Annotated in this window: 14 protein-coding genes; 10 read left to right on the forward strand and 4 right to left on the reverse strand. The window is 53.7% G+C overall.

The window, feature by feature from the left end:
• The first annotated feature begins 4 nt into the window (after nt 1-4).
• From DHf2319_RS05720 to DHf2319_RS05755, 8 genes are all read left to right on the forward strand, one after another.
• Nucleotides 5-1,321 (forward strand): replication-associated recombination protein A, encoded by a 1,317-nt coding sequence (locus tag DHf2319_RS05720; protein WP_243479841.1) that lies wholly within the window; start codon nt 5-7, stop codon nt 1,319-1,321.
• Between the two features lie 149 nt (nt 1,322-1,470).
• Nucleotides 1,471-2,910: a cytochrome ubiquinol oxidase subunit I gene (locus tag DHf2319_RS05725; RefSeq protein ID WP_243479842.1), complete on the forward strand. Its 1,440-nt coding sequence runs from the start codon at nt 1,471-1,473 to the stop codon at nt 2,908-2,910.
• Nucleotides 2,900-3,907, forward strand: a complete 1,008-nt coding sequence (cydB, locus tag DHf2319_RS05730; RefSeq protein ID WP_243480027.1) for a cytochrome d ubiquinol oxidase subunit II — start codon at nt 2,900-2,902, stop codon at nt 3,905-3,907. Before DHf2319_RS05725 ends, cydB begins: the two co-directional genes overlap by 11 nt.
• Nucleotides 3,891-4,040 (forward strand): hypothetical protein, encoded by a 150-nt coding sequence (locus DHf2319_RS05735; RefSeq protein WP_243479843.1) that lies wholly within the window; start codon nt 3,891-3,893, stop codon nt 4,038-4,040. The genes cydB and DHf2319_RS05735 overlap by 17 nt, the downstream gene beginning before the upstream one ends.
• 80 nt (nt 4,041-4,120) lie before the next feature.
• Nucleotides 4,121-5,434 carry a serine--tRNA ligase gene (gene serS, locus DHf2319_RS05740; RefSeq protein ID WP_243479844.1) on the forward strand — a complete coding sequence of 438 codons (1,314 nt, stop codon included), beginning with the start codon at nt 4,121-4,123 and terminating at the stop codon, nt 5,432-5,434.
• 81 nt (nt 5,435-5,515) lie between these two features.
• Nucleotides 5,516-7,111: a gamma-glutamyltransferase family protein gene (locus DHf2319_RS05745; protein ID WP_243479845.1), complete on the forward strand. Its 1,596-nt coding sequence runs from the start codon at nt 5,516-5,518 to the stop codon at nt 7,109-7,111.
• 29 nt (nt 7,112-7,140) lie between these two features.
• Nucleotides 7,141-8,352: an amidase gene (locus tag DHf2319_RS05750; RefSeq protein ID WP_243479846.1), complete on the forward strand. Its 1,212-nt coding sequence runs from the start codon at nt 7,141-7,143 to the stop codon at nt 8,350-8,352.
• A gap of 68 nt (nt 8,353-8,420) precedes the next feature.
• Nucleotides 8,421-9,119, forward strand: a complete 699-nt coding sequence (locus tag DHf2319_RS05755; protein WP_243479847.1) for a fumarylacetoacetate hydrolase family protein — start codon at nt 8,421-8,423, stop codon at nt 9,117-9,119.
• A 98-nt stretch (nt 9,120-9,217) separates the two neighbouring features.
• On the opposite strand, the gene DHf2319_RS05760 is transcribed toward DHf2319_RS05755, so the two are convergent.
• Nucleotides 9,218-10,075 (reverse strand): fumarylacetoacetate hydrolase family protein, encoded by an 858-nt coding sequence (locus tag DHf2319_RS05760; protein ID WP_243479848.1) that lies wholly within the window; start codon nt 10,073-10,075, stop codon nt 9,218-9,220.
• Nucleotides 10,076-10,308: 233 nt separating this feature from the next.
• Here DHf2319_RS05760 and DHf2319_RS05765 point away from each other — a divergent pair, with 233 nt between their 5' ends.
• On the forward strand, nt 10,309-11,295 hold the full coding sequence (locus DHf2319_RS05765) for a hydroxymethylglutaryl-CoA lyase (protein ID WP_243479849.1): 987 nt from the start codon (nt 10,309-10,311) through the stop codon (nt 11,293-11,295).
• A gap of 12 nt (nt 11,296-11,307) precedes the next feature.
• Here the strand turns inward: DHf2319_RS05765 and DHf2319_RS05770 are convergent, their stop codons facing one another.
• Nucleotides 11,308-11,907, reverse strand: coding sequence for an LON peptidase substrate-binding domain-containing protein (locus tag DHf2319_RS05770; RefSeq protein ID WP_243479850.1), 600 nt, complete (start codon nt 11,905-11,907; stop codon nt 11,308-11,310).
• A gap of 293 nt (nt 11,908-12,200) precedes the next feature.
• Here DHf2319_RS05770 and DHf2319_RS05775 point away from each other — a divergent pair, with 293 nt between their 5' ends.
• Entirely contained in the window at nt 12,201-13,448 is a 1,248-nt protein-coding gene (locus DHf2319_RS05775) for an ATP-binding protein (protein WP_243479851.1), read from the forward strand.
• Nucleotides 13,449-13,543: 95 nt separating this feature from the next.
• Here the strand turns inward: DHf2319_RS05775 and DHf2319_RS05780 are convergent, their stop codons facing one another.
• The gene (locus DHf2319_RS05780; protein ID WP_243479852.1) at nt 13,544-14,467 is read right to left on the reverse strand and encodes a universal stress protein; all 924 of its coding nucleotides are present in this window, start codon (nt 14,465-14,467) and stop codon (nt 13,544-13,546) included.
• 16 nt (nt 14,468-14,483) lie between these two features.
• On the reverse strand, nt 14,484-15,965 hold the full coding sequence (locus DHf2319_RS05785; RefSeq protein ID WP_243479853.1) for a SulP family inorganic anion transporter: 1,482 nt from the start codon (nt 15,963-15,965) through the stop codon (nt 14,484-14,486).
• Nucleotides 15,966-16,315: the final 350 nt, after the last annotated feature.

Below are 16,315 nucleotides of genomic sequence, written 5' to 3' on the forward strand. Positions count from 1 at the left end.
CATCATGGCGGACCTGTTTAGCCGCGAACCCAAAGCGCCACTGGCCGAGCAGATGCGTCCGCGCACGCTAGATGATGTGGTGGGTCAACAGCATCTGATCGGCCCGGGCAAGCCATTGCGCATAGCATTTGAGGCCGGCGAGCCCCACTCCATGATTCTCTGGGGGCCACCTGGCGTTGGTAAAACCACCTTGGCCCGCTTGATGGCGGATTTATTTGATTGCGCCTTTATTGCGATATCGGCGGTGTTTGCAGGTGTGAAGGACATCCGGGCTGCGATGGACCAGGCTCAACAAACACTGGATACCACCGGTCGACAAACGCTTTTGTTTGTGGACGAGATTCATCGCTTTAACAAGTCGCAGCAAGATGCACTATTGCCATTCGTTGAGTCAGGTCTGGTCGTCTTCGTTGGCGCCACCACAGAAAACCCTGGGTTTGAGGTTAACCGGGCATTGTTGTCGCGCGCACAAGTACATGTGCTTAAAGCCATCGAGGATGATGATCTCAGGCTGCTGGCTCGCAGAGCACTGGCGCGCGAACAAGTCCCGATCGAGCTTGATGCAGGGGCATTGAACTGGCTGGTCACACAGTCCGATGGAGATGCCAGGCGATTGCTGAACCAGCTCGAAATCGTCCTGCAGTCGTTTGATACGGGTGTTGTTGATGAGCATCAGCTTGCCAGTGTGCTGAGTCAGTCAGGACGTGCATTCGATAAAGGTGGGGACAACTTTTACGATCAGATATCAGCCTTGCACAAATCGGTCCGTGGGTCTGACCCCGATGCTGCATTGTATTGGCTCGCACGCATGCTTGATGGCGGCGCTGATGCTCGTTATCTGGCCAGACGCATTATTCGCATGGCCTGGGAGGATATTGGGTTGGCAGACCCACGAGCGATTCAGATCGCCCACGATGCAGCTGATGCGTTTGATCGGCTTGGATCGCCAGAGGGTGAACTGGCGCTGGGTCAGGCGGTGATTTATCTGTCTGTGGCGGCTAAGAGCAACGCGGGCTATAAGGCTTACAACCAGGCCAGAGCATTTGTCGCGCAGGACCGCTCTCGCGAGGTACCCAATCACCTGCGCAATGCCCCGACCAAACTAGCCAAGGACTTGGGGCATTCCCAAGGCTATCGCTATGCCCACGATGAGCCCGATGGGTTTGCCGCTGGTCAACGCTATTTGCCCGATGATATGCCTGCACCTGACTGGTATCAGCCCGTTAATCGGGGGCTAGAGATCAATATTTCACAAAAACTTAGGCAATTGCGCGAGCTTGATGAGCAGGCAAGAATGCGTGACTCGGACGCAGAGGGTTAGTTCGGCGGGTAAGTTGGGCGTTGCTGAGCCTATGAGATGGGTTTTTTTGTAACTAAGTGTTAGGTTTGTTACATCTGTCGTGGTTTAATCGGCAGAAATCACGCTAAACCGCGGCGCATGACCTGCCGCCCTGATAGACGGAAACCCACATGGAATGGTTTGATGCCCTGAACTTGTCTAGGTTGCAGTTCGCGTTTACGGTCGCGCTGCACATCATTTTCCCGGCGTTTACGATCGGATTGGCCAGTTACCTCTTCGTGCTAAATGGTTTGCATCATTTCACGCGCAAGACGGTTTACCTCGATCTCTTTAACTACTGGAAGAAGATTTTTGCCCTCTCGTTCGGCATGGGTGTGGTGTCCGGCCTAGTCATGACCTATCAGTTCGGTACCAACTGGAGTGTGTTTGCCGATAAGGTTGGTCCGATTCTGGGTCCGATCATGGGCTATGAGGTACTCACGGCGTTTTTCCTGGAAGCCGGTTTCCTAGGGGTGATGCTGTTTGGCCGGCAGAAAGTTGGCGAGCGCCTGCATTTGTTTGCCACGGGCATGGTGGCGTTTGGCACTTTTGCCTCGGCATTCTGGATTCTTTCCATCAATAGCTGGATGCAAACACCAGACGGCTTTGCAATCAATGAGGCTGGGCAGTTCATCCCGGTCGATTGGATGAAAGTCATCTTCAACCCCTCATTCCCCCACCGGTTTGCTCACATGGTGCTGGCGGCCTACTTGACCACAGCATTTGTCGTCGGTGGCGTCGGTGCCTACCATCTGCTTAAGCTGCGCGCCGGCAAGGCTGATGGCTCCATGAGTGTGGAGGCGGTCAAGAAGATGTTCTCGATGGCGATGTGGATGGCGGCCATCGTGACCCCTATCCAGATCTTCGCCGGTGACTCTCAGGGCCTAAATACCTTGCAGCACCAGCCCATGAAAATAGCGGTCATTGAAGGTCACTTCGAATCAGAAAAGCCGGCTGGCCTGGTGCTATTTGGCATTCCCAATGAAGAAGAAGCCAAAATGGAGTACAAGGTCGAGATTCCGCTGTTGGGCAGTATTATTTTGCGGCACAGTCTGACCGGTGGTTTGCAGGGGCTTGATGCGTTTCCCAGAGCTGACTGGCCACCGATGGCACCGCCTTTCTATGCTTTCAGGGTCATGGTGGGGATCGGGTTCCTGATGCTCGCCGTTGGACTCTGGAGTTTGTATTTGCGCCGCAAGGGCAAGCTTTATGACACGCCACTGATGTTAAAGGCTGCGCTTTTGATGTCACCGGCAGGATTTGTGGCAGTGATTGCCGGCTGGATTGTGACCGAGGTCGGGCGCCAGCCATATACCGTCTATGGATTGCTGCGCACCGAAGACTCGCTCTCACCAATCACCACATCCATGGTAGCCACCAGCCTGGTGGCCTTTGTGGTGGTCTATTTCACGCTGTTTACGGCCGGCTTGGTCTACATCCTGAGGCAGATGCGACAGCCGCCGGTGGCGTCCGAACCCACCATGGACGTCAAACTGCCCACTCGTGCGGCTGGCTTTGTGCCGCCGTCTCTGGCCCGTAAACCCCAAGCCGCAAGGAGCAATCATGATTGACTTTCCATTGATTTGGGCAGGGCTGATTGCATTTGCTCTTCTGGCTTACGTGGTGCTAGACGGGTTTGACCTGGGTGTGGGGATTCTATTTCCGTTTGTTAAAGGGCAGGACAACCGTGATCAGATGATGAATTCGGTGGCGCCGGTCTGGGATGGCAATGAGACCTGGCTGGTGTTGGCTGGCGGAGGTTTGTTTGCTGTGTTTCCGCTGGCGTATTCAATCATCATGCCCGCACTCTACATCCCCATCTTTTTGATGCTGTTGGCACTTGTGTTTCGTGGCGTCGCCTTTGAGTTCAGGTTCAAAGTGCGTGGCAAGTCCAACTTCTGGGATCTGGCATTTGCCGGCGGCTCAACCGTGGCGGCCTTTGCACAAGGCATGGTGCTTGGTGGCATCGTGGAAGGGATCGCGGTGCAAGGTCGTTCGTATGCTGGTGGTGCGTGGGATTGGTTCTCACCGTTTGCGGTGTTAACTGGCTTGGCATTGGTGGTAGGTTATGCGCTGTTGGGTGCAACTTGGTTAATTCTTAAAACCGAGGGTGAGGTCCAGCAGCATGCCAAACGGTATGCGCCACGCTTGTTAATTCTCGTGTTAGCTGCCATGGTGGTATTAAGTGTCTGGACAGCGACCCTGCATGAGTACTACTTGCAACGCTGGCTGGTGTGGCCTGACCGTTTGTACACCCTGATTGTGCCGGTGTTGGTGTTGGCGTGTGCTTTTGCGGTATTTGATGGGCTAAAGCGTAACCGTCCGGGCAAGCCCTATCTGGCAGCAGTGGGGCTGTTTGTGGTGTCCTACATCGGCCTTGCCATGAGTCTGTTTCCTTACCTCGTGCCGCCGTCGGTGACGCTTTGGGAGGCGGCCGCACCCGACAAGTCTTTGCAGTTCTTGTTGGTGGGTAGTGTGGTGCTGATCCCAACGATTCTGGCTTATACCGCCTATTCGTATTGGGTCTTTAGGGGCAAGGTTGGCGACAGCCATGGATACCATGGATGATGGCCATCGCGGTGGCGAGGCGCCAAGGCCAGCATGGCAGCGTGTTGGCTGGTTCGTTTTGTTGTGGGCAGCCGGTGCTGGTCTGTTGTGGCTGATCAGCCTCGTGATTCGTTGGGCGGTGGTGCCAGATTGATCGGTGCGCAGCGCCAATGAGTTGTCGTGGCTGGCAAGGCTACAATGCAACTTTGATGACTATCTGCCTTCGTAGCGACCATGCTTGATCCTGTTTTGCTGAGAAAAAACCTTGACCTTGTTGTCGAGCGATTAGCCACACGTGGCGTGACATTTGATGTGGCGTCCTTTAATGAGCTCGAATCGCAACGCAAGGCGATTCAAACCGAGACTGAAACGCTGCAAGCCCAGCGCAACACCCTGGCCAAGCAAATCGGTGCCTTGAAATCCAAAGGCGAGGATGCTTCTGAGGTCATGGCGCAGTCTCAGACAATCCCCGGCAAGCTCAAGGCACTCGAAGAGTCGTTGTATCAAATCCAGGCGCAATTAAATGCGCTGCTGTTGGCAACACCGAATTTGCCACATGAGTCGGTGCCGCTGGGCAAAGACAGTGATGACAACGTCGAGCTGCGGCGCTGGGTGCCAACGCCCGATGCGCAAGGCAATCCTGCGTCACTGGGTTTTGAAGCAAAAGACCATGTCGATATCGGCGAGCCACTGGGCCTGGATTTTGAAGTGGGTGCCAAGCTGTCTGGTGCAAGGTTCAGTTTCATGCGTGGCCAGATGGCGCGTTTGCACCGTGCGCTGGCGCAATTCATGTTGGATTTGCAGACTGGACAGCATGGTTATACCGAGTGCTATACCCCCTACATCGTGAATGCGTCCACGCTCGTGGGTACAGGTCAGTTGCCAAAGTTTCGCGAGGACATGTTCTGGGTGACGCGTGGTGGTGAGGTAGATGAGGGTGCTCAAGAGCAGTTCTTGATTTCTACTTCCGAGATTACGTTAACGAGCATGGTGCGTGACTCGATCGTGGCGCAAGCAGAGCTTCCGATCAAGCTAACGGCGCACACACCCTGCTTCCGTTCTGAAGCAGGCAGTGGCGGACGAGATGTTCGTGGATTGATTCGCCAGCATCAATTCGACAAAGTTGAAATGGTGCAGATTGTTCATCCCGAGCAGTCTTATGAAGCGCTCGATGAAATGGTCGGCCACGCCGAAGCCGTCTTGCAAGCACTTGGACTGCCATACCGCGTGATGCAGTTGTGCACGGGCGACATGGGATTTGGCGCCACCAAGACCTACGATCTCGAAGTCTGGATTCCTGCACAAAACACTTGGCGTGAAATCTCATCGGTCTCGAATTGCGAGGCGTTTCAAGCCAGACGTATGCAGGCGCGTTTCCGGCCAGCCTCTGGTAAGCCGGAGTACGTCCACACGTTAAATGGATCAGGTCTGGCGGTGGGCAGAGCCCTGGTGGCGGTGCTTGAGAATTACCAGCAGGCAGACGGATCAGTGCTTGTGCCCGAGGTTTTGCGGCCATATATGGGTGGCGCCGATCGATTGGTGCCTTAGGCTTTTGCCGGCAGCGTAGCCAAAACCTCGCCCTTGACCTATCCTTGCGTCTTTATGCATAAAACCACGGGATAGTTGTTTATGGACCTCGCCTCATTTGACTCCATTCACCGCAAGCCGGTGATGGCTCGCAATTTAATTGCCACCTCTCAGCCCCTGGCCTCCCAGGCTGGTGCAGCTGCGTTCGCGCGCGGTGGTAATGCCATCGATGCAGTCTTGGCCGCAGCGATCACGTTGACCGTGGTTGAACCCGTCATGAACGGGATTGGTGGTGATGCGTTTGCCATTTTGTGGGATGGCAAACAGTTGCACGGCATGAATGGTTGTGGTCGTGCGCCAGCGGGTTGGACACCCGAGCGTTTCAAGAGCTTGAAGGCTATGCCCAAGCAAGGCTGGGAGACGGTCACTGTGCCTGGCCAAGTGGCAGCGTGGGCGGACTTGTCAGAGCGATTTGGTGCGTTACCGTTTGAAGATCTGTTTGTCGATGCGATTCGCCATGCGATGGACGGATTCCCGGTCTCGCCCGTGATTGCCAAGCAATGGCATCAGGCCACCATTGATTTGGGCCACGAGCCAGGGTTCGCCGCATTCATGCCGCAGGGGCGGGCACCTAAAGCGGGTGAGATTTGGCGTTTTGCGGATCAGGCCGTGACGCTGCGTGAGATCGCCCGCACGCGAGGCCGTTCCTTTTATGAAGGTCGGCTGGCCCAACAGATAACGGCTTTCGCGAAAGAATGTGGTGCATCTTTGACGCTGGATGACTTGGCTGGACAACAAACGCAATGGGTGCAGCCGATCGGCCAAACCTATCATGATGTGACCGTCCACGAAATCCCGCCCAATGGTCAGGGCATCGCCGCTTTGATTGCGCTTGGCATTTTGAAGCACCTGCCCTATGAGCAGACCAAGCCTGGATCGGCTGAACGGGCACACCTTGAAATCGAGGTCATGCGTCTGGCGTTTGCAGACCTGTATGCTCATGTTGGGGATCCTGATCACATGCGCATGAGTTCAGAGGATCTACTCAATGATGCATATTTGAAGCAGCGTGCCAGTCTTGTCGACCCGAACAAAGCAGGGCAGTATCCTTCTGGCCAGCCTGGCTCTGGTGGCACGGTCTATTTGTGTGCAGCAGACGCACAAGGCCGGATGATTTCTTATATTCAATCCAACTTCAAGGGGTTTGGTTCCGGCGTGGTTGTACCAGGGACCGGTATTTCGCTACACAACCGGGGCATGGCGTTTAGCCTTGAGCCAGGTCACCCGAATCAGGTCGCTCCCGGCAAACGACCGCTGCACTCTATCATTCCAGCCTTTATGACCCGTGATGGCAAGCCTTTAATGGCATTTGGGGTGATGGGTGGCAACATGCAGGCCCAAGGACACTTGCAGGTGACTTTGCGGTGTGCCGTTGAAGGATTGAATCCGCAGGCGGCGTCAGATGCGCCTCGTTGGCGTATTAATGATGTTGGTGAGCTGATCATGGAGGCCGAATGGCCAGCGTCAGTCATCGAGCAGCTCAAAACCATGGGCCATAACCCCAAAGTGCAACCTAATAACAGCATCGATTTCGGGAGTGCCCAATTGATTGCGCAGTTGCCTTCACATGCTGGCGAGACCGTGGCTTACGTGGGTGGTTCAGATACGCGACGCGACGGTCAAGTCATTGGTTATTGAAAACCAAAGGCATCAGGAGCTCAGCGGCAATGATTTCTTCAACACGCGCCTTCGACATTGATGATACAGCGAAGGCTTGGGTTAGCCATGGCAAGTTTGTCATCGATGGTGCTTCCCATGGACCGTTAAGTGGTCTGACGTTTGCTGTCAAAGACATCTATGACGTTGCGGGTTGGCCGACCGGGTTTGGTAACCCTGTCTGGTTACAGACCCATGCGCCAGCCACGCTCACAAGCCCGATGGTGCAGTCACTGCTTGATGCAGGTGCAACACTCAAAGGCAAAGTGATTACCGATGAGCTGACCTACAGTTTAAATGGTGACAACATTCATGACGGTACGCCGCTCAATGCCAATGCGCCAGACTGTGTGCCCGGCGGTTCTTCAAGCGGTTCTGCAGCGGCAGTCGCTGCAGGGTTGGTTGATTTTGCCTTGGGTAGTGACACGGGTGGCTCTACCCGGGTGCCAGCGAGCTATTGCGGTATCTGGGGCTTGCGTTCCACCCACGGGTGCTTGCCAACGGTTGGGGTTTTGCCCTTGCAACCATCGTTTGATACCTTGACTTGGCTTGCGCAAGATATTGATGTGTTTGAGAAAGTCGGTGAGGTGTTGTTGCCGGCTACGCAGCATCCGTTGAAGAAGGTTTTGCATTGGCAAGATTTATGGGACATGGCTGAGGCTGAACTGAAGCCTGGTTTGGCGCAGGTGCAAAGCGTCTTGTCTGCGCTTTTAGGCGTGCAACCCGAGTCCCAGGATCTATTGCCAGTCGGGCAGACTTTAGAAGATTGGCGCCGTGCTTATCATGTGGCAAGTGCCAGAGAATCGTGGATGGTTCACGGTGCCTGGATTGATCAATATAAGCCTGCAATGGGGCAGGCAATTGCGGATCGATTCAAATTTGCATCGACTGTGACCGAGGCGGTTGCCAAAAATGCCTGGGCCGACATTGAGATGGTCAAGCAACGCGTGCAACAGTTGGTGGCTGAGCACGGGGTGGTGGTGTTGCCTTCGTCGGCCAGTACCGCGCCTAGGCTCGATGCTGCTCTTGCATCGGTCGATGACGTGCGCATGCGTACCATGCGCATCACTTGCGTGGCTGGACTTTCAGGCTTGCCGCAGATCAGCATTCCGATGCGCACTGCAAGTGGTAAACCATACGGCGTCTCTTTGCTTGGTCCCAAGGGCAGTGATCTGGCGCTACTTCGTTTGGCGGGCGCTGTATATGGTGGGCTCGCTCGGTAGTTTGTTTTAAAACCACTTAGCTCATGCTGTCCGCTAGAATCATTTGTTAATTTTTTAAGGACTGATCAATGTCAGATTACGTATTTGCCCCGCCTGCTGTGGTTTCGATTCCTGTGATTGGTAGCAGTCAGCAGTTTCCTGTGCGCCGGGTGTTTTGTGTGGGACGCAACTATGCCGAACATGCCAAGGAAATGGGTTTTACCGGTCGTGAGGATCCTTTCTTTTTCTGTAAGCCCGCTGATGCGCTGGTGATTGTGCCTGATGGCACCACTGGCAAGATTCACTATCCGTCCAAGACCGCGAATCTGCATTATGAGATGGAGTTGGTCGTGGCTTTGGGTAGTGGCGGCAAAGACATTCCGGTTGATCGTGCGGCATCCTGCATCTTTGGGTATGCACTTGGCCTGGATATGACACGCCGTGACCTGCAAGGTGAAGCCAAAAAGCAGGGGCGACCCTGGGAAGTTGGCAAAGCATTTGATGAGAGTGGTCCGATTGGTCCTATCCATCCCGTCACAAAAACGGGCATTCTGAATGCTGGTCAGATCTCTCTGGAAGTTAATGGCGCGGTCAAACAAAACAGTGATCTGGACCAACTCATCTGGAACATCCCGGAAAGCATCTCTTACCTTTCAGGACTGTTTGAATTAAGAGCAGGGGACTTGATTTTTACCGGAACGCCAGAAGGCGTGGGTGCTGTAGTTGCCGGAGACAAAATGGTTGGCCGATTTGCAGGGCTTGGTCAATTGAATGTTGAGGTGGTTTGAGTTCGAGCTTGAGCTCGACTGCTCGGCACGTCACTCAGGGTGTAAGGCATGGGCGGTGTCAGAGCCACCGCCCATGCTACGTGTAGTCGAGTACAGCGTTACTTCTGTTTCTTGTACGCCACCACTTGCTGGCGCTGTTGACCCAAGCCTTCGATCCCTAAGGTCATGACATCGCCAGCTTTCAGGAATACGGGTTTGGGTTTGACGCCCATGCCCACACCCGGTGGCGTGCCCGTGGTGATAATGTCGCCGGGCATCAAGGTCATGAACTGGCTGGCGTAGCTGATGATCGTCGCCACATCAAAAATCATGGTTTTAGTGTTGCCATCTTGGTAGCGCTTACCGTTCAGATCAAACCACATATCGAGTCGCTGTGGATTCTTGATCTCATCAGCAGTGACCAGCCAAGGGCCTACCGGGCCAAACGTATCACAGCCTTTGCCTTTATCCCATGTGCCGCCACGCTCCAGCTGATACTCACGCTCAGAGATATCGTTGACCACGCAGTAGCCGGCCACATGTTTGAGCGCATCTTTTTTGCTGACGTATTGGCACTTGCTGCCAATGACCACGCCCAACTCCACTTCCCAGTCAGATTTCACTGACCCCTTGGGCAGCATGACTTGATCATTGGGGCCACTCAAGCTCGAAGTTGACTTCAGAAACATGATCGGCTCTTTGGGGATCGGCATACCCGCTTCTTTGGCGTGGTCCGAGTAGTTCAGCCCGATCCCTAAAAATTTACCCACACCTGTTAGCGGCACGCCCATGCGTGGGCGACCTTTGACCAGGGGTAGCGACTCGGGTTTGATTTTGGCGATCTTGGCCAAGCCCGCGGGCGATAGTTCAGCCGGACCGATATCCTTGATTTTCTTGGAAAGGTCACGCAGCTTGCCATCGGCATCAATCAAACCAGGCTTTTCTTTGCCAGGGGCGCCATATCGAACGAGTTTCACGAGATCTCCTTACGTTTGAATAAAAACTTGCTGACTCAAAAGTCACAGCCGACAGTCTTGTCTGTGGCTGCTCATGAGTTAAGGATGATGTTACAGCGCGCACTCACTCTGAAGTGATGCTCAAACGTCGTTCGGGTGCTTGCCAAAGCGGCATTCATGCTGCAGTGCGGAACAACTTATTCGGGAAAACCCCTAAAATAGAACATTAAGTATTTTTATTCGGAGATGCTTGCATGGCCAAACCTCGCATATACATGCACGATGTATCACCGCGTGACGGGTTTCAAAACGAGGCAGTATTCATTGAAACTGCGGACAAAATTGCGTTCATCAATCAATTGAGTCAGTGTGGTTTCGCCAAGATCGAAGCGACATCATTCACCTCGCCCAAAGCTATTCCAGCGCTGCGGGATGCCGAAGTCGTCATGCATGAGATCGAGCGTGTCGCCGGCGTTGAATATACGGTGCTGATTCCCAACGTCAGGGGTGCTGAGCGTGCGCTCGCCTGTGGCATTGATGAAGCGAATCTGGTGATGTCGGTCAGTGAAACCCACAACCGTGCCAACCTTCGCATGACGCGCGAGCAGTCCATGGCGCAACTCGGTCAAATCATCGAAGTGTTGCAGCAGCAAACACTTGCCAAGCCGGTGGCTGTCAATGTGTCACTATCGACCACGTTCGGTTGTCCGATGGAGGGTGATATCGCTGAGGCTGAGGTTTTAAAGCTGATTGACAACTTTGCACGCCAAGGTGTCAGACGTATTACCCTGTGTGACACCACCGGCATGGCATTTCCGTCTCAGGTGCGTCGCTTGTGTCGCAAGGCCAAAGCCAACTATCCAGAAGTGACATTCACATTGCACTTTCACAACACACGAGGCTTGGCTCAATCCAATGTGCTGGCCGCCATTGATGCTGGCATTGATCGGTTTGACGCAGCCCTTGGCGGTATCGGTGGTTGTCCGTATGCCCCTGGCGCTAGCGGCAACGCTTGCACCGAGGAAGTGGTTCACATGCTCGAGCTTGAAGGTTTTGATACTGGCATTGACCTGCAAAAACTCTTGCAGGTGGGTGCCGTTTTACCGAGCCTTGTTCAACACGACGTGCCAAGCCAGATTTTGAAGGCGGGTCATCGATTGACCACCCATCCGGCTCCCGCTTACGTGCAGGAGACCGGTCAACCTAAACCTAAAGACGCAGCGGTTGGGGTAATCGCCTAGGCGGATACCAACTCAACTCAGCAGCAACTTGACCTTGGTTAGTCTGGCCAGCGGATCCTCTTCAGACAGCAGGTCAACTTTGATCACGGTGTCGATGTTCAGCAGTGTGGCCCATTGGTTGGCAACCCAGCCGCACTCATCGAGTCGATAGGGGCGAGTCAGTGGTAGCTGCTTTTCCAAGCCTTGCTTCTGGGCGTCAGCGATCAGTGCCCCGAGTTTGTCTGCCAGTGGCTGCAAATCTGGCGGGATATCGACCGCCATGTCTTCGTCGAGCAAGCTGACGCGGCCATGCCAAAGTCCGTAGGCGCCGCGTTCACTAGCCTCGATATGGAACCGCTTGCCGCCGGTGGTGTCGATCATCAGAAGTCCGGGCTGAACCTCAATCAGATCGGTCAGGTGCGCCAGACACCCGATCGAGTAAGTGGACTCATCAACACCCGGTCTTTGCACTTCTCCGCCTGCGCGCAGGGCCACCACACCAAAAGGCTCACTGTCCTTTTGACATTGCTTGATCATGTGCAAGTAACGTACCTCGAAGATACGCAATGGCATCCTGCTGTCGGGAAACAGCGGTGAGGACAAGGGGAACAGTGGAATATTGACAGTCGGCAATCAAGAGCTCCGTGAACCAGGTGAAGTATGAGGGTTTGAGTGGTGACAGTCAAAGTATCACAGTGGCTATGGTTCTCTGCTGGCAGGGGTCATGATCAAGGTCGAGGGCTCGCCACGATTTCTCGGGCGACCGGGTATGTTTTGGGTGAGGACTTGGCGAATGATTCGATAATGATTCAAAAGAATCCATAATAAATACTTATATTTTCCATAATTCTTGATAAAATTTTCCATAATTTTTGGGCTTGATAGATAAACTGCCCTAAAAAAACGCATAACAGTCAGGAGAACCCGTGTTTACACGCGCGATCACACCTCGTATTGAAGCGGCGCTTTCCGATACGCCAGTTGTCCTATTGCTCGGTCCAAGGCAGGCCGGTAAAACGACGCTCGTGCGGCAACTCGCTAGAGCAGACATGCAGTACATCACACTGGATGATGAGACCACGCGACTGTCCGTTCAGGACGATCCTGTTGGCCTAATACGCAGTCTTGATCGAGCCGTAATCGACGAAGTGCAGCGGGTGCCTGAGCTTGTACTCGCGATAAAAAAGGCGGTCGATGAGGATCGACGACCTGGAAGGTTCTTGTTGACTGGCTCTGCCAATTTGATGACATTGCCGACCGTTGCAGATTCATTAGCCGGAAGAATGGAAACCCAGCAGTTGTTGCCATTGTCTCAGGCTGAAATCCGTCAGCATGGAGATCAACTGCCGTTTGATAATTGGGTGCAATCGGCATTCAGTGGCAAGGTGTTGGAATCGACGGACCTTGTGCTTGGGCAGCAGCTAGCAGACCTGGTGATTAAAGGCGGTTATCCAGAGGCCTTGACACGTGGTAACGATGATCGTCGTGCTCAGTGGGCGCGCGCGTATATTGACTCTATCTTGGTTCGTGATGTTGCCGATCTTGCGCAGGTCGATAAGCTAGACAAAATGCCCAGGCTGTTCGAGGCATTGGCACATACGGCCGGTCAGATGACCAATTATGCAAAGCTTGGTGGTCAAGTTGGTTTGGACACTAAAACAGCGAATCGCTATGTCGGCATTTTTGAGCAGCTGTATTTGATTAGCCGCGTGCCCGTATGGGCCGTTAATCGGTTAAACCGGGTAGTGAAGACTCCAAAGCTACAGTTCATTGATTCTGGGCTTCTAGCAGCAATCTCAGAGTTTGGGCATGAGGAGCTTGCCCGAGACAAAACACGGTTTGGTGCTTTGCTAGAGACCTTTGTTTACTCTGAGCTACTAAAACACGTCAATAGCTCTTCACGACGGTATCGGCTTTTTTACTACCGCGATGTGACGGGCACTGAAGTGGACATTGTTATAGAGAACGCGGCTGCAGAGGTTATAGGCATTGAGGTTAAAGCCTCTGCAACTGTGCGGCGCAAGGACTTAGATGGGTTACGCAAGTTTGCGGCCATTGCTGGTGATCGCTTTAAGCTAGGCGTTTTGCTCTATGACGGTGATCAAACCTTGCCATTTGGTGATGGCATTTGGGCCGCACCCATTTCAACGCTGTGGGGTCGCGGTTCGTCTTGACTGACGTAGGACGTTAAAAAATGCCAGTTTTGCCCTGTTTTCCAGGAATGATCGCATTAGGTCTCTGAGCCCCTTTGTCGACCACTGGCGCCCGTTTACCTTAACAACAAGGTCGGCACCTGTGCGGCTTTGAGTAAATCGGTCGTGTGACTGCCCATAAATAATGATCGCCAGGGTGAGTGGGTATAAGCACCCATGACCAAGAGATCAATGCCCAGCGTGTGCACGCTCTGGGCAATCAGGGTCTGAAGATCACCGATGAGTAAATGTGTATCGACAGCAAGGCCTGCTTCATTCAGTTTGCGCTTGGCCTGCTCAAGCTGTTTGGATGCATCTCTGGACGCTTTGTCTTTGACCGTCACGATAGAGCACCGGATACCTCGAAAGGCCGCGCTTGTAGCCACCATCTCCAAGCCCTTGCGGCTAGCACTCCCACCGTCATAGGCAATCATCAGGTGTGAGACGGGCTTGAATTCATCGGTCACGGTCAGGATCGGGCACTTCATGGAGCGAACGACGCTCTCCAGGTTGCGACCGAGGTCTTGGTCGGCCGTGGGCGTTTTTGATGCTTCACCACGTCTACCCATGACCACCAAGGTGGTTTGGTTCTGACGCTCTAGCAAACTGTCAACCAGTGACCCGTGGCGCTGCCGTATGTCGATATGTAAAGGGGTTGGCAAAAGGTTTAATCCTTGAGCACGTTGCTTCAGCTCGTTTAAAAAGACGCGTCCTGTTTCGCGGGCTTGTCGGCTGCGCTGCTCGTCTTCGTCAACGATTTTCTTTAAAAGGTTATCCTGCTCGTTAAAGCCAATAGCACCGCTGTGGTCCTGGTCAGGACCAAGCTCAGGATGTCGATCGATGGCGTGCAACAACTCCAGTCCGGTATTCAAACGACCAGCGGCCCAGGCCGCGTAGTCCGTTACCGGTCTTGCGTAAGGAGATCGGTCAACGCAAGCCAGGACGATCGGTTTGATCGATGGGTGAGTAGTGGCGGTGGTCGGTGTGGTTTCAGTGTTCATTGTGTTCTCTGATCTGTCAGTGCGATGCGAATTTGTCTAGGCCGTCAGGCTTGTCATGCACTGCAAAGCGGTCCACTAGGGTGGCACTGGCCTGGTTCAACCCAATCACATTGGTTTCAGTGCCTTCGCGGCGGAACTTAAGAATCACCTTGTCCAAGGCGCTGACTGCCGTGATGTCCCAAAAGTGGGCGCGGCTCACATCAATGGTGACACGTTCGATGACTTCCCGAAAATCAAAGGCATTGATGAATTGTTCAGCCGACGCAAAAAACACTTGGCCTGTGACTACGTAGGTTCTTTCTCGACCTTCATCCTGTGTCAGTGAGCGAATGGCCAGTATCCGAGCTACTTTGGCCGCGAAGAAGAAACCCGAGGCCAATACGCCGACCAGCACACCTTTAGCCAGATCGTGGGTGAGCACGGTGACCAAGACGGTAGCCAGCATCACGATGCTTGAGCTCTTGGGGTGTTCACGAAGCTTGATGATGGATTGCCAGTCAAATGTGCCGATCGACACCATGATCATCACAGCCACCAGGGCGGCCATCGGTATCTGGGCGACCCAGTCACCGAGAAACACGATCAGGATCAATAGAGCAATGCCTGCCGTTAGCGTCGATAGCCTGCCTCGGCCACCAGATTTGACGTTGATGACTGATTGGCCAATCATGGCGCAACCTGCCATGCCACCGATAAAGCCCGTGGCGATGTTGGCAACGCCCTGACCGACACACTCGCGATTCTTGTTGCTTTTAGTGTCGGTGAGTTCGTCCACAATCGTGGCTGTCAATAATGATTCAAGTAAACCCACGACCATCATGGTCAGCGAGTAGGGCAAGATGATCTGTAGGGTTTGAAGGTCTAGCGGTATGTCAGGAATCAGAAACACCGGCAGGCTATCGGGTAACTCACCCATGTCGCCAACCGTGCGAACATCCAGGTCCAGTGCGATGGCGACGATGGTGAGCACCACGATCGTGACCAGCGGTGAGGGCACAGCCCGCGTGACATACGGCAGTAGATAAATGATCGCCAAGCCTGCTGCTGTCATCACGTAGACCACCCATGAGACGTTAATAAGTTCTGGTAGCTGCGCCATAAAAATCAGGATCGCCAATGCATTTACAAACCCTGTAATCACTGATTTGGACACAAACCGCATCAGGTTGCCTAAGCGGATCCAGCCAGCGATGATTTGCAATACACCCGTTAAAACGGTGGCTGCCAATAGGTATTGCAGGCCATGTTCTTTGACCAGTGTGACCATGAGCAGCGCCATCGCGGCTGTCGCTGCTGAGATCATGCCCGGGCGACCACCTGCAAAGGCAATCACGGTAGCGATACAGAATGATGCGTATAGCCCTACTTTGGGGTCCACGCCCGCGATGATCGAGAAGGCGATCGCTTCAGGAATCAGCGCCAAGGCGACCACCAGGCCCGCGAGCAGGTCATTGCGTACGTTGGAGAACCATTGTTGCTTCAGTGAATTCATGGACATAAAGGTGTGTCAGAGTTAATGGCTGCCATCGAAGACCTCACCATCGACATCATGATTCCTGGCAACCAGCAGCAGGAATAAGTCGTTGATGCTTTGTCTTTGGCCTTGGGCAGAACAGGGTTTGGAGGTGGTCTTAAAACAGCCAATCGCAAAACCGCACCAGGTGGTGTGCCGGCTAATGGTTAGTTGTGGGCAAGGCGTGGCCTAGGTGTGGGAAATAATGGCTTACACGGGTATGATGAAACGTCATGAATCTGTCATCTTGATTTGGATGGCAGCAATTAAAAACTTGACTCATTCGGACCAATCTGAATTGAGGCTCGATCCAGTTGCCCTAAGAGCTATCTCTC

The organism is Orrella daihaiensis (genome assembly GCF_022811525.1).
In the GTDB taxonomy this organism is placed as follows: domain Bacteria; phylum Pseudomonadota; class Gammaproteobacteria; order Burkholderiales; family Burkholderiaceae_B; genus Algicoccus; species Algicoccus daihaiensis.